15 protein-coding genes are annotated in these 21098 nt (G+C 72.0%); 9 read left to right on the forward strand and 6 right to left on the reverse strand.

Annotated features, from left to right (window positions below):
• Nucleotides 1-225: 225 nt before the first annotated feature.
• Nucleotides 226-912, reverse strand: a complete 687-nt coding sequence (locus tag ACFYPH_RS28245) for a hypothetical protein (protein ID WP_354862418.1) — start codon at nt 910-912, stop codon at nt 226-228.
• A 69-nt stretch (nt 913-981) separates the two neighbouring features.
• Between ACFYPH_RS28245 and ACFYPH_RS28250 the strand changes: the two genes are divergently transcribed.
• From ACFYPH_RS28250 to ACFYPH_RS28260, 3 genes are read left to right on the forward strand one after another with little or no spacing between them, the layout of a single operon-like run.
• Nucleotides 982-3600 (forward strand): valine--tRNA ligase, encoded by a 2619-nt coding sequence (locus tag ACFYPH_RS28250; RefSeq protein ID WP_387186020.1) that lies wholly within the window; start codon nt 982-984, stop codon nt 3598-3600.
• Nucleotides 3597-4931, forward strand: coding sequence for a folylpolyglutamate synthase/dihydrofolate synthase family protein (locus ACFYPH_RS28255; RefSeq protein ID WP_355067032.1), 1335 nt, complete (start codon nt 3597-3599; stop codon nt 4929-4931). The genes ACFYPH_RS28250 and ACFYPH_RS28255 overlap by 4 nt, the downstream gene beginning before the upstream one ends.
• Complete coding sequence (locus ACFYPH_RS28260) at nt 4928-5416, forward strand: DUF4233 domain-containing protein (protein ID WP_387186025.1); 489 nt, start codon at nt 4928-4930, stop codon at nt 5414-5416. Before ACFYPH_RS28255 ends, ACFYPH_RS28260 begins: the two co-directional genes overlap by 4 nt.
• A gap of 42 nt (nt 5417-5458) precedes the next feature.
• On the opposite strand, the gene ACFYPH_RS28265 is transcribed toward ACFYPH_RS28260, so the two are convergent.
• Entirely contained in the window at nt 5459-6997 is a 1539-nt protein-coding gene (locus tag ACFYPH_RS28265; protein ID WP_387186027.1) for a VOC family protein, read from the reverse strand.
• A 142-nt stretch (nt 6998-7139) separates the two neighbouring features.
• Between ACFYPH_RS28265 and ndk the strand changes: the two genes are divergently transcribed.
• Nucleotides 7140-7565, forward strand: a complete 426-nt coding sequence (ndk, locus tag ACFYPH_RS28270; protein ID WP_354862410.1) for a nucleoside-diphosphate kinase — start codon at nt 7140-7142, stop codon at nt 7563-7565.
• Between the two features lie 13 nt (nt 7566-7578).
• On the opposite strand, the gene sigJ is transcribed toward ndk, so the two are convergent.
• The 3 genes from sigJ to ACFYPH_RS28285 all read right to left on the reverse strand — a co-directional run bounded on the left by sigJ (nt 7579) and on the right by ACFYPH_RS28285 (nt 10143).
• Nucleotides 7579-8454, reverse strand: a complete 876-nt coding sequence (sigJ, locus tag ACFYPH_RS28275; protein ID WP_355135362.1) for an RNA polymerase sigma factor SigJ — start codon at nt 8452-8454, stop codon at nt 7579-7581.
• A complete protein-coding gene (locus ACFYPH_RS28280) occupies nt 8451-8894 on the reverse strand; it encodes a carboxymuconolactone decarboxylase family protein (RefSeq protein WP_354862407.1) in 444 nt (147 codons plus the stop codon). Before ACFYPH_RS28280 ends, sigJ begins: the two co-directional genes overlap by 4 nt.
• Nucleotides 8895-8973: 79 nt before the next feature.
• Entirely contained in the window at nt 8974-10143 is a 1170-nt protein-coding gene (locus ACFYPH_RS28285; RefSeq protein ID WP_354862405.1) for an acyltransferase, read from the reverse strand.
• Nucleotides 10144-10317: 174 nt separating this feature from the next.
• Between ACFYPH_RS28285 and ACFYPH_RS28290 the strand changes: the two genes are divergently transcribed.
• The 3 genes from ACFYPH_RS28290 to ACFYPH_RS28300 all read left to right on the forward strand — a co-directional run bounded on the left by ACFYPH_RS28290 (nt 10318) and on the right by ACFYPH_RS28300 (nt 16195).
• Nucleotides 10318-11868 (forward strand): alkaline phosphatase D family protein, encoded by a 1551-nt coding sequence (locus tag ACFYPH_RS28290; protein ID WP_387186032.1) that lies wholly within the window; start codon nt 10318-10320, stop codon nt 11866-11868.
• Between the two features lie 392 nt (nt 11869-12260).
• Nucleotides 12261-15407 carry an isoleucine--tRNA ligase gene (gene ileS, locus ACFYPH_RS28295; RefSeq protein ID WP_387186035.1) on the forward strand — a complete coding sequence of 1049 codons (3147 nt, stop codon included), beginning with the start codon at nt 12261-12263 and terminating at the stop codon, nt 15405-15407.
• Between the two features lie 98 nt (nt 15408-15505).
• Nucleotides 15506-16195, forward strand: a complete 690-nt coding sequence (locus ACFYPH_RS28300; RefSeq protein WP_354857892.1) for a lysophospholipid acyltransferase family protein — start codon at nt 15506-15508, stop codon at nt 16193-16195.
• Between the two features lie 416 nt (nt 16196-16611).
• Here ACFYPH_RS28300 and ACFYPH_RS28305 read toward each other — a convergent pair whose 3' ends face one another.
• A complete protein-coding gene (locus ACFYPH_RS28305) occupies nt 16612-18021 on the reverse strand; it encodes a hypothetical protein (protein WP_387186038.1) in 1410 nt (469 codons plus the stop codon).
• A gap of 155 nt (nt 18022-18176) precedes the next feature.
• On the opposite strand from ACFYPH_RS28305, the gene ACFYPH_RS28310 reads away from it, so the two are divergent.
• Together ACFYPH_RS28310 and ACFYPH_RS28315 are read left to right on the forward strand one after the other, a co-directional pair.
• The gene (locus tag ACFYPH_RS28310) at nt 18177-20153 is read left to right on the forward strand and encodes a TIGR03960 family B12-binding radical SAM protein (protein WP_354857897.1); all 1977 of its coding nucleotides are present in this window, start codon (nt 18177-18179) and stop codon (nt 20151-20153) included.
• 178 nt (nt 20154-20331) lie between these two features.
• Nucleotides 20332-21051: a TIGR03936 family radical SAM-associated protein gene (locus ACFYPH_RS28315; RefSeq protein ID WP_387186116.1), complete on the forward strand. Its 720-nt coding sequence runs from the start codon at nt 20332-20334 to the stop codon at nt 21049-21051.
• Nucleotides 21052-21098: the final 47 nt, after the last annotated feature.

Raw genomic sequence — 21098 nt, forward strand, 5'->3', positions numbered from 1 at the left:
CCGGAAGCTAAGCCCTCCAGCGCCGATGGTACTGCACTCGTGAGGGTGTGGGAGAGTAGGACACCGCCGGACAATCTTCCAGAAAAGGCCACCCCCAACAGGGGTGGCCTTTTCTGCGTTTCCCCGACTCCGCGCCGCTGATATCGGGCGCTTCCGCAGTTGCGGACACCCGATATCCGGGAAGGCGCGTCGCTCAACGAGGTCACATCGCCGGGCGGGCGCGGATCAGTCGCGGGTCTGCATGTCCCCGCGAAGGTCGCGGAACAGGGCGCCGGCGTCGGTCACCGACCTACCGGGGAACATCGCCATCACGACGCTGCCGTGGTCCGCCCAGCCGCACACCGCGAAGTCGCCGCCGTCGCCACTGGTGCTGCCGCACTTCATCACGCCACCCAGGTCGCCCGCGGGCACCTCGCGCAGGCCGGTCACCGCGCCGGTCTCGTCGGACATCAGGCCGAAGAGGCTGTCCAGGTCGCGTTCGGGCTGCCAGAGCAGCGTGGTGCCGCCGAAGATCAGCACCGAACGCTTGTCGTCGGCGGGGTCGCGGTAGACGGTGCCGAAACTGCGGTCCAGCTCGATGTCGGCGGCCAGGCCGCTGCGTAGATAGTCCGCCGTGCTCTTGGCCCGCTCGCTGTCGTCCCGGGTCAACCCCGCCACCTGATCGGGTGAATTCAGCCGGGTGTCCTTCTGCTGCGCCACGCGCCACCCGCCGACCCCCAGTACGCCCGCACCCGCGAGACCCACGACCAGCGCTACCGCCCAACCGATCTTGCGGCGCCGGGACCAGCCGCCGGAGCGCTCGTCGGGGTCGCCCCCGGTGTCCCGGGTGCTCAGCTGGATGGGCTCCTCGGTCAGTTCGACCGGCTCGCGACTGTCGTCGAGCGAACGTTCGGTGAGATGTGCGTCGGACATAGCCGACACCGTACGCGAACGGCAGGTGGCGCACGTCAGGTCCGCGGAAGCCCTCCGTAGACTTGTCAGGTGACCGAGAGACTGGATGCCCGACGCCCCGACGCCCCGACCCTCGCCGGCCAGTACCAGCCCGGCGAGGTAGAGCAGCGACGGTACGAGCAGTGGGTAGCCGCTGGGCACTTCCGGGCCTCCGCCGACAGCGACAAGCCCCCCTTCACCATCGTCATCCCGCCGCCGAACGTCACCGGCTCGCTGCACATGGGCCACGCGTTCGAGCACACGCTCATGGACGCGTTGACCCGGCGGAAGCGGATGCAGGGCTTCGAGGCGCTGTGGCTGCCCGGCATGGACCATGCCGGCATCGCCACCCAGAACCTGGTCGAGCGTCAGCTCGCCGCCGAGGGCCTTTCCCGACACGACCTCGGCCGGGAGAAGTTCGTCGAGCGGGTCTGGCAGTGGAAGGCCGAGTCCGGCGGCGCCATCCTCGGCCAGATGCGCCGCCTCGGCGACTCCGTGGACTGGGACCGTGAGCGCTTCACCATGGACGCGGGGCTGAGCCGCGCCGTCCAGACGATCTTCAAGAAGCTCTTCGACGACGGCCTCATCTACCGAGCCAACCGGATCATCAACTGGTGCCCGCGCTGCCTCACCGCGCTCTCCGACATCGAGGTCGAGCACACCGACGACGACGGTGAGCTGATCTCCATCCGCTACAGCGACGAGGTCGTGGTGGCCACCACCCGGGCCGAGACGATGCTCGGCGACACCGCCGTCGCGGTGCACCCCGACGACGAGCGCTACCAGCACCTGATCGGCACCGAGGTCGAGCTGCCGCTCACCGGCCGGCGGATCCCGATCGTCGCCGACGCGCACGTCGACCCGAGCTTCGGCACCGGCATGGTGAAGGTGACGCCCGCGCACGACCCGAACGACTTCGAGATCGGCCAGCGCCACGACCTGCCCGCGCTGACCGTGATGGACGAGCGCGGTGTGATCACCGTGCCTGGCCCGTTCGAGGGGCTGGACCGGTTCGAGGCGCGGCCGGCGATCGTGGCCGCGCTGCGGGAGCAGGGCCGGATCGTCGCCGAGAAGCGGCCGTACGTGCACGCGGTCGGGCACTGCTCGCGCTGCAAGACGACTGTCGAGCCGCGGCTGTCGCTGCAGTGGTTCGTCAACACCGCCCCGCTCGCGCAGGCCGCCGGCGACGCGGTCCGCGGCGGCCGGGTGCGCATCGAGCCGGCCGAGCTGGCCAAGCGCTACTTCGCCTGGGTCGACAACATGCACGACTGGTGCATCTCCCGCCAGCTGTGGTGGGGGCACCGCATCCCGGTCTGGTACGGCCCGGCGGGCGAGATCGTCTGCGTCGGCCCCGACGAGGAGGCCCCGACCGGCGAGGGCTGGCACCAGGACGAGGACGTCCTGGACACCTGGTTCTCCAGCGGCCTGTGGCCGTTCTCCACCCTGGGCTGGCCCGAGCAGACCCCGGACCTGGCGAAGTTCTACCCGACCAGCGTGCTGGTCACCGGGTACGACATCCTGTTCTTCTGGGTGGCCCGGATGATGATGTTCGGCCTGTACGCGATGGACGGCCGGCCGCCCTTCGACGTGGTCGCGCTGCACGGCATGGTGCGTGACCAGTTCGGCAAGAAGATGTCGAAGTCGTTCGGCAACGTGGTCGACCCGCTGGACTGGATCGACAGGTACGGTGCCGACGCCACCCGGTTCACCCTGGCGCGGGGTGCGAACCCCGGTCAGGACGTCCCGGTCAGCGAAGAGTGGTGCCAGGGCTCGCGCAACTTCTGTAACAAGCTCTGGAACGCCACCCGGTTCGCCCTGATGAACGGCGCGCACACCACGGGCGACCTGCCGCCGGTCGAGCAGCTCTCCACCGTCGACAGGTGGATCCTGTCCCGGCTGGCGCACGTCACCGCCGAGGTCGACGAGCAGTTCGAGGCGTACGAGTTTGCCAAGGTGTGCGACCTGCTCTACCACTTCGCCTGGGACGACGTCTGCGACTGGTACGTCGAGCTGAGCAAGCCGGTGCTCGCCGAGGGCGGCGAGCGGGCCGACGCCACCCGGCGGGTGCTCGGGCACGTGCTCGACCAGCTGCTGCGGCTGCTGCACCCGGTCATCCCGTTCGTCACCGAGGAGCTGTGGCTCGCGCTGACCGGCGGCGAGACGGTGCAGGCCGCCGCCTGGCCGGTGGCCGACCGGTCGCTGGTCGACGACGCCGCCGAGGCTGAGCTGGCCGCCGTGCAGCGGGTGGTCACCGAGATCCGCCGGTTCCGTTCCGACCAGGGGCTGCGCCCGACGCAGCGGGTGGCCGCCCGCCTGGACGGGCTGGCCGGGGCCGGCATCGCGGCCCACGAGCCGCTGATCAGGTCGCTGGTCCGGCTGGACGCGGCCGGTGACGACTTCCAGGCCAGCGCGACGCTGGCCATGCCCGGCGCGGTCGGTGTCGCGTTGGACACCCGGGGGTCGATCGACGTGGCCGCCGAGCGGGCCCGGCTGACCAAGGACCGCGCGGCCGCCGAGAAGGAGGTCGCGCAGGCCCGAGCGAAGCTCGACAACCCTGCCTTCATCGGCAAGGCCCCCGAGCCGGTCGTCGCGAAGATCCGCGACCGGCTCGCCACCGCCGAGGCCGACCTGGTCCGGATCGACGCTGCTCTGGAGACACTGCCCTCGTGACCGACCGTACCGATTTCGCCGCCGCCGAAGCCGAGCTGAACGCCCGCGGCTTCACCCGCATGGTCTTCGAGCTGGACCGCATCGAGTCGCTGCTCGACCTGCTCGGCAGCCCGCAGCGGGCGTACCCGGCGATCCACCTGACCGGCACCAACGGCAAGACGTCCACCGCGCGGATGATCGACTCGCTGCTGCGGGCGTTCGGGCTGCACACCGGCCGGTACACGAGCCCGCACCTGGAGACCGTGCGGGAGCGGATCAGCCTGGACGGCGAGCCGGTCAGCGAGGAGCGGTTCGCCGCGGTGTACCGGGAGATCAAGCCGCTGGCGGAGCTGGTCGACGCCCGGTCGGACGAGCCGCTGACGTACTTCGACATGACCACCGCGCTGGCGTTCGCCACGTTCGCCGACGCGCCTGTCGACATCGCCGTGGTCGAGGTGGGACTCGGCGGCGCCGAGGACGCCACGAACGTCATCCAGGCCGGGGTGTGCGTGATCACCCCGATCGGCCTGGACCACACCGAGTGGCTCGGCGACACCCTCCAGGACATCGCGCTGGCGAAGGCCGGCATCATCCACCCGGGCGCCACGGTGATCGCGGCGGCGCAGGAGGAGGAGGCCGCGCGGCCACTCCTCGACCGCTGTGCCGAGGTGGGCGCCACCATCGCCCGGGAGGGCGCCGAGTTCGGCGTGCTGGGCCGGGCTGTCGCGGTCGGCGGGCAGGTGCTCAGCCTCCAAGGCCTGGGCGGCATCTACGACGACATCTTCATTCCGCTGCACGGCGCGCACCAGGCGCAGAACGCCGCGGTGGCGCTCGCCGCCGTGGAGGCGTTCCTGGGCGCCGGGAGCCGACGGCAGTTGGACGTCGACGCGGTCCGGGAGGCCTTCGCCTCGACCAGTTCCCCCGGGCGGCTGGAGCGGGTACGCAACGCGCCGACCATCCTGCTGGACGGCGCGCACAATCCGCACGGCATGGCCGCCACCGTGACCGCACTCCAGGAGGAGTTCGCGTTCAGCAAGCTGGTGGCGGTGGTCGGCGTACTCGCCGACAAGGACGCGGAAGCCCTGTTGGAGTTGCTGGAGCCGGTGGTCGACCAGGTGGTGGTCACCCGTAACAGCTCGCCGCGGGCGATGCCGACGGCGGAGCTCGCCGCGCTGGCCGAGGAGGTCTTCGGCGAGGAGCGGGTGGAGTCGGCCGAGGAGATGCCGGACGCCATCGAGCTGGCGGTCGCACTGGCCGAGGAGGACGTCCCCGGAGAGCTCAGCGGCGTCGGGGTCCTGGTGACCGGTTCGGTGGTCACGGTGGCCGACGCCCGCCGGCTGTTGAAGCGATGACCGGCCCGGAACAGGACCCGCGCGCCACCGAGGGCCCCGCCGGCCCGTCGGTCGGCGAGGCGGGCTCGTCGCGCGGCGAGGCGGGCTCGGTTACCGAGCAGGGCGCGGCCGGATCGTCAGTGGGGGAGCCGGAGGCCGGGCAGCCGCGGCGGTCCGGGCTGCGCAACCCGGAGCGGGCGGTACGCGGCCTGGGCGCTGGGACGCTCAGCCTGGAGGCGCTGGTGCTGCTGCTGGCCATCCAGCCGATCCGGGTGGTCGGTGGCGACCTCGGCGGGGCCGCGATCGCGGCGGTGGTGGCCCTGGCGGTTGCCGCCGTCCTGCTTGCCGGCATGATGCGCCGCCCCTGGGCCTGGCACGCCGGCACCGTGCTGCAGGGCCTGCTGATGCTGGCCGGTCTGCTGCACTGGTCGCTGCTCGTGCTGGGCATCATCTTCGCCCTGGTCTGGGCGTACGCGCTGCACGTCCGCCGGGTCATCCTCGGCTGACACGCCGACTCGTCCGGCGATGCTCCGGGAGGACCGGCCGGGTCAGGCGTCGGCGCGTTCGCGCCACTGGGTGAGGGCGATGCCGTGGCCGTCCGGGTCCCGGAAGGCAGCCGCCCACACCTCCAGCCTGCTGCCCCGGTTGACCACCCGGGGCGCGTACGTGAAGCGGACCCCGGAGTCGCGCAGCCGGCCGTACGCCGCCTCAATGTCGTCCACCTCGAGGTTGACGTGCACCAGTCGGCGGCTGATCGGCGCCGCCCCGGTCACCTCGCGCAGCACCAGCCGGGTCGTGCCGAAGGCGAGCACGGCGTTGCCGGCGCCCTGGTCGACCTCGCTGAAGCCGAGCATGTCGCGGTAGAAGCCGAGCGACCGGGACAGGTCGGTGACCAGCAGGGTCAGGCCGACACCGCTGATCGGGCCGGCCGGATCAGTCGCGGACGCGCCGTCGTACCCGAAGATCGCCTCGTCCAGGTCCTCGGCGGTGACGGTCTCGCGGGCCTTCCCGGTCGGGGTCGGATCGTCCAGCGGCAGGTCCAGCGGGTCCAGCGGATCCATGGCGACCGGGCCGGTGCGCTGCGCCGGAGGTGGATCGAAGCGCGGCGCGGCGGGTGGGTCGAGGCGGGCCTCGGCGGTCGCGCGCCGGTCGTCGGGCGCCGGGTCGACGCGGTCGTCGGGTTGGTCGACGCGGTCGTCGATCGGGGCGAGCGGGTCCGCGCTGGGCTGGTCGAAGTGCTCCTCCGCCGGTGGGCGCGGTGCGGGGGTGGCCCGTCGGGGCAGCCCCGCACCGGGCTGCGGCTCGACGACGACGCCTTCGAGCACCACCGGGCCGCCCGGGCTCTGGCTCATCACCACCGGCTCGCGCTCGTCGGGCGCGACCGCCGGGTCGTCGCGCAGCGGGTCGGGGCCGCGCGGGTCACGGAACACCTCGGGGCCGCGTGGGTCACGGAACGGGTCACCGTCGCGGGCGTCGCGGAAGGGGTCGCCGTCGCGGCCACGCGGGTCGAGGAACCCCTCGCTGTCGCGCGCGTCCCGGAAGTCGTCGTCCGTCGCGCGGTCGGCCCACGGCGGAGCGTCCTGCTGGATGAGCACGTCGTCCACGGCGTCGATGTCGCCGAACTCCGGTGGGAGGTCGGCGACGGCCGCCGCGGTCTCGGCGTGGGTGGGCACCTCGTCCCAGAGAACCTTGACGTGCCGCTGGTCGTCCAACGCGACCCGGATCGGCAGGGTCTGACCCAGCGACGGCCACTTCGAGACCGGCACCCGCGGCTCGATGATCTTCTTGGATCGGGGCGGCAGACCGGGCGCGTCGATGACCAGTTGCAGCTCGCACCGGCCGAACGCGTACTGGGTGGGTGGTTCGGAGGCGCTGTGCACGTGCGCCACGCCGACCACCCAGGTGCGCCCGCCGCCGCGTACGGTAGCCAGCGCGATCGCCAGCACCAGCAGGGCGACCCCGAGGGCCACGATGGCCCAGCTGGTCATGCCCAGCCCGAAGAGGACGACGAAGGTGGCCACGGTGCCGAGCACCGTGCCGATGAGCTTGCGTACCGGCGCGATGGGCCGGTTCCCGCCATTCGCCACAGTGGACCTCCCGGGGGTCAGGGCCAGGCTAGGCCGGATCGGCCACCGGGGGAAAGACCGGCCGCCGCGCCGGCGCCGGGACCGGGTCGCTAGGCTGACCGTACCGATCCCAAGCGTTCCGCGCGTACAGGAGGAACCCAGCGTGTCCAGCAACAGCCCGGATGAGCGCAGCCTCGTGCTGATCAAGCCGGACGCGGTCCGCCGCGGCCTGGTCGGCGAGGTCCTCTCCCGCTTCGAGCGCAAGGGGCTGCGGATCGACGCGATGGTGCACCGGACGATGGACGCCGCGCTGGCCGACGCGCACTACGCCGAGCACGTCGACAAGGCGTTCTACCCGCCGCTGAAGGACTTCATGACCGGTGGCCCGCTGGTCGCCCTGGTGCTCTCCGGCGACCAGGTCATCGACGTGGTCCGTGGGCTGGTCGGCGCGACCGACGGCCGCAGGGCCGCCGCCGGCACGATCCGGGGCGACCTGTCGCTGTCCAACCGGGAGAACCTGGTACACGCCTCCGACTCGACGGACAGCGCCAAGCGCGAGATCGGGCTCTGGTTCCCCGAGCTGAGCTGACGGCGCCGGGGGTTCAGCCGACCGGCGGCAGCTTCTCCGGGTTGCCCACGACGTAGATCCCGGTGATCCGGCCGGCTGCGGCGGTGACGGTCAGCGTGTACCGGCCGCCGTCGGAGCGGGTGAGCAGGATGGCGGGTTCGCCGTTCAACTCCAGCCGACGCGCCGCCCACTCGCGGCGTGGGCCGTAGATCCCGGCGTAGAACCGGGCGACCCGGTCCGCGCCCCGCAGCGGGTTGCGGGCGGAACGCACCCGGCCGCCGCCGTCGTTCCACGCCGTGACGTCCGCGGCCACCAGACTGGTGAGCGTCGCCAGGTCCCCGTTCCGGGCGGCGGCGAGGAACGCCTCCAGCAGCCGCTCACGCTCCGAGCGGCTGGCGGTGAAGCGGCGGCGCTCCTGGCGTACCCGCGTGGCCGCCCGGTGGTGCAGCTGTCGACAGTCCTCGGGGGTCCGGTCCAGGATCTCCGCGATCTCGGCGTACGGCAGGTCGAACGCGGTGTGCAGGACGTACACCGCGCGCTCCGGCGGGGTGAGCCGCTCCAGCACGTGCAGCAGGGCGGTGGACAGCGAGTCGCGCAGCTCCGCGCGGTCCAGCGGGCCGAACGGCGAGGGCTCGGTCGGCACCGGCTCGGGCAGCCACGGCCCGACGTAGGTCTCGCGGGCCGCCTGCCGGGCCCGGAGCCGGTCCATCGCCAGCCGGGTGACCACCCGGGACAGGTAGCGGCGCGGCTCGGCCACGGTGGCGCGGTCCACGCCCAGCCACCGCAGGTACGCCTCCTGGAGCACGTCCTCCGCGTCGTGCCGGCTGCCGAGCAGGCGGTAGGCGAGCCCGAGCAGCATCGGCCGGTGCGCCTGGAGCGCACCGGCCGCCTCTGCCGCCTCGGTCGTCACACCTGCGCCGGGGGCTCCGTGTGCGTGGTCACGGCGATACGATTCCACACGTTGATTGTGGCGATCGCGAGGACCAGATCGGCCAGTTCCTTCTCCGGCCAGACCTTCGCGGCGGCGTCCCACACCTCGTCCGACACCCCGTGCTCGCCGAGCCGGGTCACCGCGTCGGTGAGCGCCAGCGCGGTCTGCTCCCGCTCGTCGAAGAACGACAGCGCCTCCCGCCAGGCGGCCACCGCGAACAGCCGCCGGCTCGACTCGCCGGCGGCGAGGGCGTCGCGGCTGTGCATGTCCACGCAGAACGCGCAGCCGTTCAGCATCGACGCCCGCAGCTTGACCAGCTCCAGCACGGTGTGGTCGACGTTCGCCTGGACGTACTTCTCCAGGCCCGACACGGCCTGGTATCCCTGCGGCGCGACCTCGAAGAGCCTCATTCGTTGCATGACCAACTCCCTGTTCGATCCGACACCGCAACGACGGTTCGACCGGGGCGTGCCGTGACAACCGCGGTGGTGACCCCGGTCACGCGTGGCGGTGGGCCCGGCCGGAGGCCGTCGGAACGGTGTCGGCCAGCACCTCGCGCGGGCGGGGGATCCGGGGGCTGTCATCGACGGTGTCCACCGGTCGGTCGTCGTCGCGCGACGCGGGCCGCGCGACGCGGGCGGCGAGCCGCCGCCCCACCCCGATCGCGGGTAGCTCGACCCACCGGTAGAGCACGTCCGCGAGGATCAGCCCCACCACCACGGCGCCCACGAAGATGACGGTGCCGTGGCGCCCCCTCGTGGGCAGCAACCCGATCGCCACCCCTGCCGCGATGGACTGGACCAGGTACATCGAGTACGACCGTTCGCCGACGAAGACCAGTGGACGGAGCGCCAGTACGCGCGCGAGGAGGCTGCGCGACAGCAGGGCCGGCAGCAGCAGGGCGGCCGCCGCGGCGTAGCTGCCGATCAGCGCCTCCGGGCCGAGCCGGGCCGGCCAGTACCGCACGGCCACCTGGACCGCGACGAAGGCCATGATCACCGCGCTGGCCGTGATCGGGTGGGTCAGCGGCCGGAGCAGGGCGAAGCCCCGGGGGTGCTGCATGATCACGGCGATGAGGCAGCCGAGCAGGATCGCCACGTAGTGGATCGGCCAGCTCAGCCACGCGATCTCCGGCGGGATCAACGCGACGAGGAGCACGAGCAGGCCGAGAGTGACGGCCAGTCGGCGGCGGAAGACGGTGGTCACCAGCACGAACGCGATGGCCGGCCAGAACAGGTAGAACTTCTGCTCGATCCCGATCGTCCAGGAGTGCAGGTACGGGGCGCCGGCCGGCAGGAAGTCGTTGAGCAGGAGCAGGTAGTACGCCAGCGAGCGTTCCAGCGCGTCGGCCGTGCCGCTGAGCCGGGCCAGTGCCCAGGTCAGGAAGAGCACCAGCAGGTACACCGGCATGATCCGGAAGAACCGCCGCAGGTAGAACGCGCGCAGTGAGACCCGCCCGTACCGGTGCTCCTCCCGCAGCAGCAGCGTGGTGATCAGGAAACCGGAGAGCACGAAGAACAGGTGGACGCCGATCCAGCCCGTCAGCCAGGCCCAGGACGGGCCACCGAAGTGGAAGGCGAAGACCATGACGGCCGCCACGGCCCGCAGGCCGTCCAGGGCGGGAAAGCGTCGCATGGCCTGGAACTCGTCGTAATCGAGCGGACGCACCGGCGAAGTTTGCGCGAGCCCGTCAACGGGGTCAAGCGGCGACCGTCGTCCAGAGCGGAGCGTGCGGCCGTTCCGGCCGGACAACCGGCGTTCGGGCCCCGGTCATCCGGGCCGCCGATCGCGGTCATCTCCGCCCGGTAGACCGACGGGGTCAACCCATGACCGGGAGGAAGCATGACCGAGCTTGATCGACGTACCCTGCTGCGGGCCGGCTTGGTGGCCGGGGCCGGAGTCGCCGGCGGCGCGCTCCTGGGCGGCGCCGGCGCGAACGCCGCCCCGGCCTGGCGCCCGGCGGGACGCCCCGTGCTCACCCACGGCGTGCAGAGCGGCGACGTGACCGCCGACTCGGCGCTGGTCTGGGCGCGGGCCGACCGTGCGGGCCGGATGCTGGTCGAGGTGAGCCGGCGGCCCGACTTCCGGGGCGCGCGGCAGTTGCGTGGCCCGGTGCTCGGCCCGAGCGGAGACTTCACCGGCAAGGTGCGGCTGCGGGGCCTGCCGGACGCCGAGCGGCTGCACTACCGGGTCCGGGTGGAGAGTCTGGAGCGGCACGGGGTGGTCAGCGAGCCGCTGACCGGGTCGCTGACGACCGCGCCGGGCCGGCACCGGCGGCGCGACGTGAGGTTCGTCTGGACCGGGGACATCGTCGGGCAGGGCTGGGGGATCGACCCCAACTACGGCGGACTGTCGATCTTCCGCGCGATGCGGGAGGCCCGTCCGGACTTCTACCTGTGCAGCGGCGACACCGTGTACGCCGACGGCCCGCTGGTCGAGTCGGTGACGCTGCCCGACGGGCGGATCTGGCGCAACCTGGTGACCCCCGAGAAGAGCAAGGTCGCCGAGACGCTTACCGAGTACCGGGGACAGTTCGCCTACAACCTGCTCGACGCGCACCTGCGGGAGTTCGCCGCGGCGGTGCCGCAGATCAACCAGTGGGACGACCACGAGGTCCTCAACAACTGGTACCCGGGGGAGATCCTGGACGACCCGCGCTACACCGAGCAGCGGGTCGACGTGCTCGCCGCGCGGGCCAGTCAGGCGTTCCACGAGTGGCTGCCCGTGCCGGACGACGGGCCGCTGTACCGGCGGATCTCGTACGGGCCGCTGCTGGACGTGTTCGTGCTCGACATGCGTACCCACAAGGACCCCAACGACGGCAACACGTACGCCGACCCGAAGCGCGGTCTGCTCGGCCGCGAGCAGCGGGAGTGGCTGATCCGGGAGCTGAAGCGCTCCACGGCGACCTGGAAGGTGATTGCCAACGACCTGCCGATCGGGGTCGTGGTGCCGGACGGTCCGGGCGCGCAGGAGGGCGTCGCGCAGGGCGACCCCGGTGCGCCGCTCGGTCGTGAGCTGGAGTTCGCCGAGGTGCTGCGGGCCACCCACCGGGCTCAGGTGACCGGCATGGTCTTCCTCACCGCCGACGTGCACTACTCCGCCGCGCACCACTACGACCCGTCCCGGGCGGCGGTCGGTGACTTCACGCCGTTCTGGGAGTTCGTCTCCGGTCCGGCGCACGCCGGCGCGTTCGGCCCGAACGCCCTGGACGGCACGTTCGGCCCGCAGGCGGTCTTCGTGCACGCCCCGCCGCGCGCCAACACCTCGCCGGCCGAGGGCTTCCAGCACTTCGGCGAGGTATCGATCGACGGCGAGTCCGCGGCCCTGACAGTTCACCTGCGCGACCGCGACGGCGCCTCCCTCTGGAACACCACCCTCCCCGCCCCCTAACCCACCCTCCCACCGTCCCCTGTTGATCAAGAGGTTTGCGTCAGGATTTGGCGCGACGTTGACGCAAATCTCTTGATCAACGGAAGCATCCGCCGGGGTGGGGTGCACGCGGGATTACTCGGCGGCGGAGTGATGGGTGGGTCTTGTATCGTTGAGCACCGTAAGGCGATGACCCGGCCATCACCGGTGAGCCTCCGGAAGAACAGCCGGGCAACCGGCCCAGTAGAACCGGACGGGTGCGGCCCGTCACAGCCGGCAAATGAGCGGGCGGTCGATCCTGACCGCCAAGCGGGGTGGTACCGCGGGCCACCCGGGAGCGCCGTCGTCGGCGTACCCGGACGGTTCGTCCTCGCAGACCCACGTTGAGTGAGCTGCGAGGAGAGCGACAGGCGATGGCCTATCCGTTGCACGACCCGACCGCCGCCGGTGTGCCGGCGAGCCCGGACCTGCCCGCGGTCGAGCGCCGGGTGCTGGAGCACTGGACGGCCGACAAGACCTTCGAGGCGTCCGTCGAGGCCCGCCCCGCCGGCACCGACGGCAAGAACGAGTACGTCTTCTACGACGGCCCGCCGTTCGCCAACGGCCTGCCGCACTACGGCCACCTCTTCACCGGCTACGTCAAGGACGTGGTGCCGCGCTACCAGACCATGCGCGGTCGGCACGTCGAGCGGCGCTTCGGCTGGGACTGCCACGGCCTGCCCGCCGAGGTGGTGGCCGAGAAGCAGCTCGGCATCACCAGCAAGGCGGAGATCATCGACCTGGGCGTGGCCCGGTTCAACGAGGCCTGCCGCACCTCGGTGCTGGAGTTCACCCAGGACTGGGAGCGGTACATCAACCGGCAGGCCCGCTGGGTCGACTTCGCCAACGACTACAAGACCCTCGACCTGGACTACATGGAAAGCGTCATGTGGGCCTTCAAGACCCTGCACGACAAGGGTCTGATCTACGAGGGTTTCCGGGTGCTGGCGTACTGCTGGCGCTGCGAGACGCCGCTGTCGAACACCGAGACCCGGATGGACGACGTCTACCGGGACCGGCACGACCCCACCCTGTCGGTGTGGTTCGGGCTGACCGCCGACGAGTCCGCGCCGGAACTGGTGCGCGGGCCCGTCAAGCTGGGCGTCTGGACCACCACGCCGTGGACCCTGCCGTCGAACCTTGCGCTCGCCGTCGGCCCCGACATCGAGTACGCGGTGCTGGAACGCGACGGCGAGCGGTTCGTGGTGGGTGCCGCGCGGCTCGGGGCGTACGCCAAGGAGCTGGAGGGGTACGAGCAGGTCGGCACGGTGTACGGCCGGGACCTGGTCGGGCGCCGCTACACACCGCTGTTCGACTTCCTCGTCGAGCAGGCGGGCGAGAACGCCTACCAGGTGCTCGGCGCGGAGTTCGTCACCACCGAGGACGGCACCGGGATCGTGCACCTCGCCCCGGCGTTCGGCGAGGACGACCAGAACGTCTGCAACGCCGCCGGCATCCCCACCATCGTCACGGTGGACGACCACACCCGGTTCACCGCGCTGGTCCCGCCGTACCAGGGTGAGCAGGTCTTCGACGTCAACAAGCCGGTGATCCGCGAGCTGAAGGACCGGGGGGTGGTGCTCAAGCAGGACACCTACACCCACTCGTACCCGCACTGCTGGCGCTGCGACACCCCGCTGGTCTACAAGGCGGTGTCGTCGTGGTTCGTCGCGGTGACGCAGTTCCGGGACCGGATGGTCGAGCTGAACCAGGAGATCAACTGGACGCCCGGCCACATCAAGGACGGCTCGTTCGGCAAGTGGCTGGCCAACGCACGGGACTGGTCGATCAGCCGGAACCGGTTCTGGGGCTCCCCGATCCCGGTGTGGAAGTCCGACGACCCGAACTACCCGCGCCTGGACGTCTACGGCTCCCTCGCGGACATCGAGCGGGACTTCGGCGTACGCCTCACCGACCTGCACCGGCCGGCGGTGGACGACCTGGTCCGCCCCAACCCGGACGACCCGACCGGTCAGTCGATGATGCGTCGGGTGCCGGAGGTGCTGGACTGCTGGTTCGAGTCCGGGTCGATGCCGTTCGCCCAGGTGCACTACCCGTTCGAGAACGCGGACTGGTTCGAGCACCACTACCCGGGTGACTTCATCGTCGAGTACATCGGGCAGACCCGCGGCTGGTTCTACACCATGCACGTGCTGGCCACCGCGCTGTTCGACCGGCCGGCGTTCCGCAACTGCCTGAGCCACGGCATCCTGCTGGGCTCGGACGGGCGCAAGATGTCCAAGAGCCTGCGCAACTACCCGGACGTCTACCACGTCTTCGACGCGTACGGCTCGGACGCGATGCGGTGGATGCTGATGTCCTCGCCGGTGCTGCGCGGCGGTGACATGGCGGTCACCGAGGCGGGCATCCGTGACGCCGTCCGGCAGGTGCTGCTGCCGCTGTGGAACGTCTGGTACTTCTTCACGCTCTACGCCAACGCGGACGGGTACCAGGCGCGGCGGCGCACCGACTCGACGCACCTGCTCGACAGGTACGTGCTGGCGAAGACCAACGAGCTGGTGTCGACGGTCAGCGCGCAGATGGACGCGTACGACATCTCCGGCGCCTGCGCCACCGTGCGGTCCTACCTGGACGCGCTGACCAACTGGTACGTGCGCCGCTCGCGGGACCGGTTCTGGTCCGGCGACGCCAACGCGTTCGACACCCTGTCGACCGTGCTGGAGACGCTCTGCCGGGTGGTGGCGCCGCTGGCGCCGCTGACCGCGGAGGAGATCTGGCGCGGGCTGACCGGGGAGCGCTCGGTGCACCTGACCGACTGGCCGGAGGCGAGCGAGTTCCCGGCCGACCACGACCTGGTCGCCGCCATGGACAACGTGCGGGCCGTGGCCTCGGCGGCGCTGTCCCTGCGCAAGGCCAAGGGTCTGCGGGTACGGCTGCCGCTGTCGAAGCTGACCGTGGCCTCGCCGGCGGCGGAGCAGCTGCGACCGTTCGCCGATCTGATCGCCGACGAGGTCAACGTGAAGGCGGTGGAGTTCAGCGCCGAGCTGGCCGCGTACTGCGAGCAGGTGTTGACCGTGGTGCCCCGGGCGCTCGGCCCGCGCGTCGGCAAGCAGGTCCAGCAGGTGATCAAGGCGGTCAAGGCGGGCGAGTGGGAGCTGGTCGACGGCGCCCCGGTGGCCGCCGGCATCACCCTGGCCGAGGGCGAGTACGAGCTGCGCCTGGTCGCCGCCGACGCCGAGCACTCCGCGCCGCTGCCCGGCGGCGAGGGCGTGGTCGTGCTGGACACCGAAGTCACCCCGGAGTTGGCCGCCGAGGGCCTGGCCCGCGACGTGGTGCGGGTGGTGCAGCAGGCCCGCCGCGACGCCGACCTGGACGTCTCCGACCGGATCGTGGTGTCGGTGTCGGCGTCCGAGGAGGTGCGCGCGGCGGTGAGCGCGTACGTCGATTTCGTCGCCGGTGAGGTGCTGGCCGACTCGATCGACTTCGCCGAGGGCCTCGACGGTTTCGCCGGCGAGGTGGGCGAGGGCGAGCGGGTTACGGTCGTCGTCCGCCGGGTGTAACGCGCGGGTAGCGGACGCCTCCCCACCTCCGTCCGGGAGGTGTGGAGGCGTCCGCTACCGTGACACCGCCTGCTCGCACCTCATCTGCCGGAGGACCAGTGCCCCTGCTCTACACCATCGGCAAGCTCACCGTGGCGCCCACGCTGCGGTTGGCGTTCCGCCCGACCGTGGAGGGTCTGGAACACGTGCCGGAGACCGGCGGCGCGATCTTCGCCGGCAACCATCTCTCGGTGGCCGACGAGCTGTTCCTCGGCACGGTGGTGCCCCGGCACCTGGCGTTCTGGGCCAAGTCGGAGTACTTCAAGGGCACCGGCGTGAAGGGCGCGTTCTCGAAGTTCGTCCTCACGGGTCTGGGCGCGATCCCGGTCGAGCGGGCCGGTGGGCGGGCCGCGTTGTCCGCGTTCGACGCCGCCATCCCGGCGTTGCAGGGTGGTGACCTGGTGGTGGTCTACCCGGAGGGCACCCGCTCCCCGGACGGCAAGCTCTACCGGGGGCGGACCGGGGCGGCCCGGCTGGCCATCTCCGCCGGTGTGCCGATCATCCCGGTCGGCACGATCGGCACGGACAAGGCTCAGCCGATCGGCGCCCGGGTGCCCCGCCCCGGCAGCGCCAAGATCACCGTCCGGTTCGGCAAGCCGCTGGACTTCACCGGTCGCCCGGACGACCGCGCCTCGCTGCGCCAGATGACCGACGAGCTGATGAGCGAGATCCAGAAGCTCACCGGCCAGGAGTACGTCCCGCGCTACGCCCCGCCGCGCGCCCACCCGGACCCGACCGGCGACGTCTGACCGGCGACGCCTGATCCGCGGGCCGGGGTCGTGTTGCCCCGGGATCTGCGGCGCTTGGCCCGCGCTGACCACGCGATGTGTGGCGCGGCGCCGGGACTGCGGCGTCTGAACCGCGCCGGGCCGGGGCCTCGGTTCCTTCCCGCGCGTCTGGCCGCCCACGGCGGACCCTTCGTCCGGGGCACTCGCTCCTCGAAGCGGCATTCCTGCGAGTCATAAAGATGACTCACAGGAATGCCGGTCTCCGGCCCGCTTCGTCCGCGTGACGTCACGGGGCGTAACGGGGCCGCCGGTGGTCGCGGTCCCGCTGACCCACTCGGGTCCGCGATCCGCCGCCCGGCCCGGCCCCGCGATCCGCCGGCGGCCCGGCCCGCCCCGCCGTCGACGGTGCGGCGTCGCTCCTGTGGCCGGGGCGCGGCTCAGCCCCGCTCGGGCTGAACGATCTGGCCGCGCAAGGTTTTCAGCAGGTCGGCGCTGTCGACGACGGAGAGTCGGGTGAACACCCCGGTGGCGATGCTGCCGTGGTCGACCGAGGTGCACACCACCACGTCGCCGTCGGCCGGCCGGCCGATCGCGCAACGCTCGTGCCGACCCCGTACGCCGGTCTGCACCGTCTCGGGCGACTCCAGCGCGTAGCGCTCCTTGAGCCGCGTGATTTCCGCGTTCGCGTCCGCCTCCGGGTTAAGCCGGAAGCCGGTCCCGCCGAAGACCGTCACCCGCTTGCCGTCCGCCGTGGCGTATACGCCGGCGAAGGTGTCCTCGGCCAGCCAGTTCTCCTGGCGTACCTCGTTCTCCAGCTGGCGGGCCGTCGCGGCGCTGACGTCGTCCTCACGCAGGCTCAGATCGGCGACCTGCCCGGGCAGCGCGGCCCGGGCCGGGTACTGGGACGAGATCGGCAGGCCGTAGTAGGCGGGACATCCGCAGCAGCAGGCCAGGGTGAGCAGCAGCAGCCACGGCCAGCGACGTCGACGACGGACCGGAACCGGCACGTACCCCTTCGGGGCCTCCCAGCCCGGTGGTGGCGTCACAGGCGGTGGCGTGGCCGACCGCCGACCCCGCCGCTGCTTCGGCACCCGGGCGGGCGGCGCCGGCCGCACCGGCGCGGTGGGTCGGCCCGTGCCGGGCTGCGCCGGCAGGGCGGGCCGGGCTGGCGGCGCCGGGTGGGCTGGCGGCGCCGGGTAGGTGGGTCGCGCCGGGTAGGCGGGCGACGTCGGGTGGGCGGGTGACGGCGACACCGGGTGCATCCCCACCGGCGGTGCGGGCGGCCCGGACCACTGCCGGGTCGACGGGGGCGCCGGGTAGTCCAACGTCGGGGGCAGCGGGGGCAGTTCGGCGGAGGGCAGGTCCCAGCCGCCGGTGTCCACCCCGGCCCACGGGTCGACCGGGGTGCGGTGCTCGGGTGGCTGCTCGGGCAGGGGCGGCGGCGGGGTCGGCTCGGCTGACTCACCCCAGGCACGCCTGCGCGGCAGCGGGGGAGGGACCGGCGCGGACCCACTCCACCGCGGCGCGGGGGAGTCCGCGGACGCGGCCGGCTGGGCCGCGGCTTCCTGGGCCGTTGGCTCCGGCTGGGCCGCGGGCTCCTGGGCCGTTGGCTCCGGCTGGGCCGCGGGCTCCTGGGCCGTCGGTTCCGGCTGGGCCGCGGCTTCCTGGGCCGCGGGCTCCTGGGCCGTCGGCTCCTGGGCCGTGGGTTCCGGCTGGTCGGGGGCGGCGGGGTGGTCCGGCGGTACGGGTGGGGAGGTCGACTCGTCGGCGACCGCCGGAGCGTCGTCCGGCTCCGGGCCCGGGGTGCGCCCGTCGGCCGGCCGTGCTCCCGGCTGGGGCTCCGGCATCGCGGCAATCTCCTCTCGCGCCGGTCCGAGGTTAGTACCGCGTCGCCACCGCCGCCGCCCGGGCATCGGGGCGGAGTGCGTGCACAGGTGGTTGGTCGGGCGGCATCGTGGCGTGCGCGCGGTCACCGGCGGGCGGGCGCGTACCCTTGGGCATCATGAGTGCCCCGTCCACGACGCCGCGCGCGGCCGCGACCAATTCCGTCTGGCCCCGGCTCGAGCCGCTGCTCCCTCAGGTCTCCAAGCCCATCCAGTACGTCGGCGGTGAGCTGGGCGCGGTGGTCAAGGACTGGGATGCCGCGACGGTGCGCTGGGCGCTCATGTATCCCGACGCGTACGAGGTGGGCCTGCCCAACCAGGGTGTGCAGATCCTCTACGAGGTGCTCAACGAGCTGCCCGACACCCTCGCCGAGCGGACGTACGCGGTCTGGCCCGACCTGGAGAACCTGATGCGCACGCACGGCGTGCCGCAGTTCACCGTCGACGCGCACCGGCCGGTGCGCGATTTCGACGTCTTCGGCATCTCCTTCTCCACCGAGCTGGGCTACACCAACATGCTCACCGCGATCGACCTGGCCGGCATCCCGATGCTGGCCGCCGACCGCACCGACGCCGACCCGGTGATCGTGGCCGGTGGGCATGCCGCCTTCAACCCGGAGCCGATCGCCGACTTCATCGACGCCGCCGTTCTCGGCGACGGCGAGGAGGCGGTCCTGGAGATCACCGCGATCGTCCGGGAGTGGAAGGCCGAGGGCTCCCCGGGTGGCCGCGACGAGCTGCTGCTGCGGCTGGCCCGCACCGAGAGCGTGTACGTCCCGCGTTTCTACGACGTGGACTACCTCCCGGACGGGCGGATCCAGCGGGTCGTGCCGAACCGGGCAGACGTGCCGTTCCGGGTGCACAAGCGCACAACGATGGACCTGGACGCGTGGCCGTACCCGAAGAAGCCCCTCGTCCCGCTCGCCGAGACGGTGCACGAGCGGTACGCGGTGGAGATCTTCCGGGGCTGCACCCGGGGCTGCCGGTTCTGCCAGGCGGGCATGATCACCCGTCCGGTGCGGGAGCGGTCGATCACCACCGTCGGGCAGATGGTGCGCGAGGGCCTGGAGTTCTCCGGCTTCTCCGAGGTGGGCCTGCTGTCGCTCTCCTCGGCCGACCACTCCGAGATCGGCGACATGTGCTCCGGCCTGGCCGAGCAGTACGCGGGCACCAACGTGTCGCTGTCGCTGCCGTCGACCCGGGTCGACGCGTTCAACATCGACCTCGCGCAGGAGTTGTCCCGCAACGGGCGGCGTACCGGCCTGACCTTCGCCCCGGAGGGCGGGTCGGAGCGGATCCGCAAGGTCATCAACAAGATGGTGTCGAAGGAAGACCTGATCCGGACGGTCGTCACCGCGTACAGCAACGGTTGGCGGCAGGTGAAGCTCTACTTCATGTGCGGCCTGCCCACCGAGACCGACGAGGACGTCCTCGAGATCGCCGACATGGCCCACGAGGTGATCAAGGCCGGTCGGGCCGCGACCGGCTCGAAGGACATCCGCTGCACGGTCTCCATCGGCGGGTTCGTGCCCAAGCCGCACACCCCGTTCCAGTGGGCCGCCATGGAGCGCCCGGAGGTCATCGACCACCGGCTCAAGATCCTCAAGCAGGCCATCAACTCGGACCGCTCGCTGGGCCGGGCCATCGGCTACCGCTACCACGACGGCGAGCCGTCGCTGATCGAGGGCCTGCTCTCCCGGGGTGACCGCCGGGTCGGCTCGGTGATCCGCAAGGTGTGGGAGGACGGCGGCCGGTTCGACGGGTGGAGCGAGCACTTCTCCTACCAGCGCTGGGTGGACGCGGCGGCCGAGACGCTGCCGGCGTTCGGGGTGGATCTCGACTGGTACACCACCCGCCAGCGCGACGAGCTGGAGGTCCTTCCCTGGGACCACCTGGACTCGGGCCTGGACAAGGACTGGCTCTGGCAGGACTGGCAGGATTCGCTGAGCGAGTTCGAGCAGGACGACTGCCGGTGGACCCCGTGCTTCGACTGCGGTGTCTGTCCCTCGATGGACACCGAGATCCAGATCGGCCCCACCGGCAAGAAGCTCCTGCCCCTGACGCCGATCAAGGGCCTGAAAACCCCCACGCCCTGACCCCCGGCCCTCCCGGCCCCGCCCGTCGCCCGCGTCGATCATGAAGTTGTTGCCCGGAGCACCGCGTGTCGCCGACAATAACTTCATGATCAACCGGTGCTGAGTTCCGAGGAGCGAGACGATCAGTAAGAAAAACCAGCCGGAGGGTGGGCAGGCGCCGGTCGTTCAGCGCGCCCGCATCCGGTACGCCAAGCGCGGGCCGCTGCGGTTCACCTCGCACCGGGACTTCGCCCGGGCGTTCGAGCGTGCGCTGCGCCGTGCCGCCGTACCGATCGCGTTTTCCCAGGGCTTCACCCCGCACCCGAAGATCTCCTACGCCAGCGCCGCGCCCACCGGGGTGGCGAGCGAGGCGGAGTACCTGGAGATCGGCCTTCAGGCGCCGGTCGAGCCGGAGGCGCTGCGCGCCGCGCTCGACGCCGCGCTCTCACCCGGGCTGGACGTGCTGGAGGTGGTGATCGCCGAGGGCGGCAGCCTGGCGGACCGCATCGAGGCGTCGCACTGGCACATCGAGCTGCCCGAGGTCGACACGGAGACGCTGCGCGCCGCCGTGGACGCCTTCACCGCTGCCGACGAGGTGCTGGTCGAGCGGATGACCAAGCAGGGGCGACGCACCTTCGATGCCCGTGCGGCGGTTATGTCGATCGATGTCCCCTCCCCGACGCAGACGCCTTCCGGGGCGCCGGCCGTACCGTGTGCGATACTCGAACTGGTCGTGCGGCAGGTCACCCCGTCCGTACGGCCCGATGACGTCCTTTCCGGCCTCCGCGTGGTGGCCGACCTGGAGCCGCCGGTCTCGCCGAGGGTGACCCGGCTGGCTCAGGGCACGCTGACCGCGCAGGGTGCGATCGTGGATCCGTTGGATGCGGATCGCGGCGGGGCAGCCATCGTTGGGCACTGACCGACGGTCAGCGCTCTTGCAGGCAGACTTCGGCGGTCGCGCACCAC

Source organism: Micromonospora sp. NPDC005252 (genome assembly GCF_042872475.1).
In the GTDB taxonomy this organism is placed as follows: domain Bacteria; phylum Actinomycetota; class Actinomycetes; order Mycobacteriales; family Micromonosporaceae; genus Micromonospora.

Bases quoted from the DNA above. Each gene is read 5' to 3' on its own strand.
- ACFYPH_RS28260 (WP_387186025.1), top strand. From the start codon at position 4,928: ATGACCGGCCCGGAACAGGACCCGCGCGCCACCGAGGGCCCCGCCGGC.
- ACFYPH_RS28245 (WP_354862418.1), bottom strand. From the start codon at position 912: ATGTCCGACGCACATCTCACCGAACGTTCGCTCGACGACAGTCGCGAG.
- ACFYPH_RS28305 (WP_387186038.1), bottom strand. From the start codon at position 18,021: ATGCCGGAGCCCCAGCCGGGAGCACGGCCGGCCGACGGGCGCACCCCG.
- ACFYPH_RS28310 (WP_354857897.1), top strand. From the start codon at position 18,177: ATGAGTGCCCCGTCCACGACGCCGCGCGCGGCCGCGACCAATTCCGTC.
- ACFYPH_RS28280 (WP_354862407.1), bottom strand. From the start codon at position 8,894: ATGCAACGAATGAGGCTCTTCGAGGTCGCGCCGCAGGGATACCAGGCC.
- ACFYPH_RS28290 (WP_387186032.1), top strand. From the start codon at position 10,318: ATGACCGAGCTTGATCGACGTACCCTGCTGCGGGCCGGCTTGGTGGCC.
- ileS (WP_387186035.1), top strand. From the start codon at position 12,261: ATGGCCTATCCGTTGCACGACCCGACCGCCGCCGGTGTGCCGGCGAGC.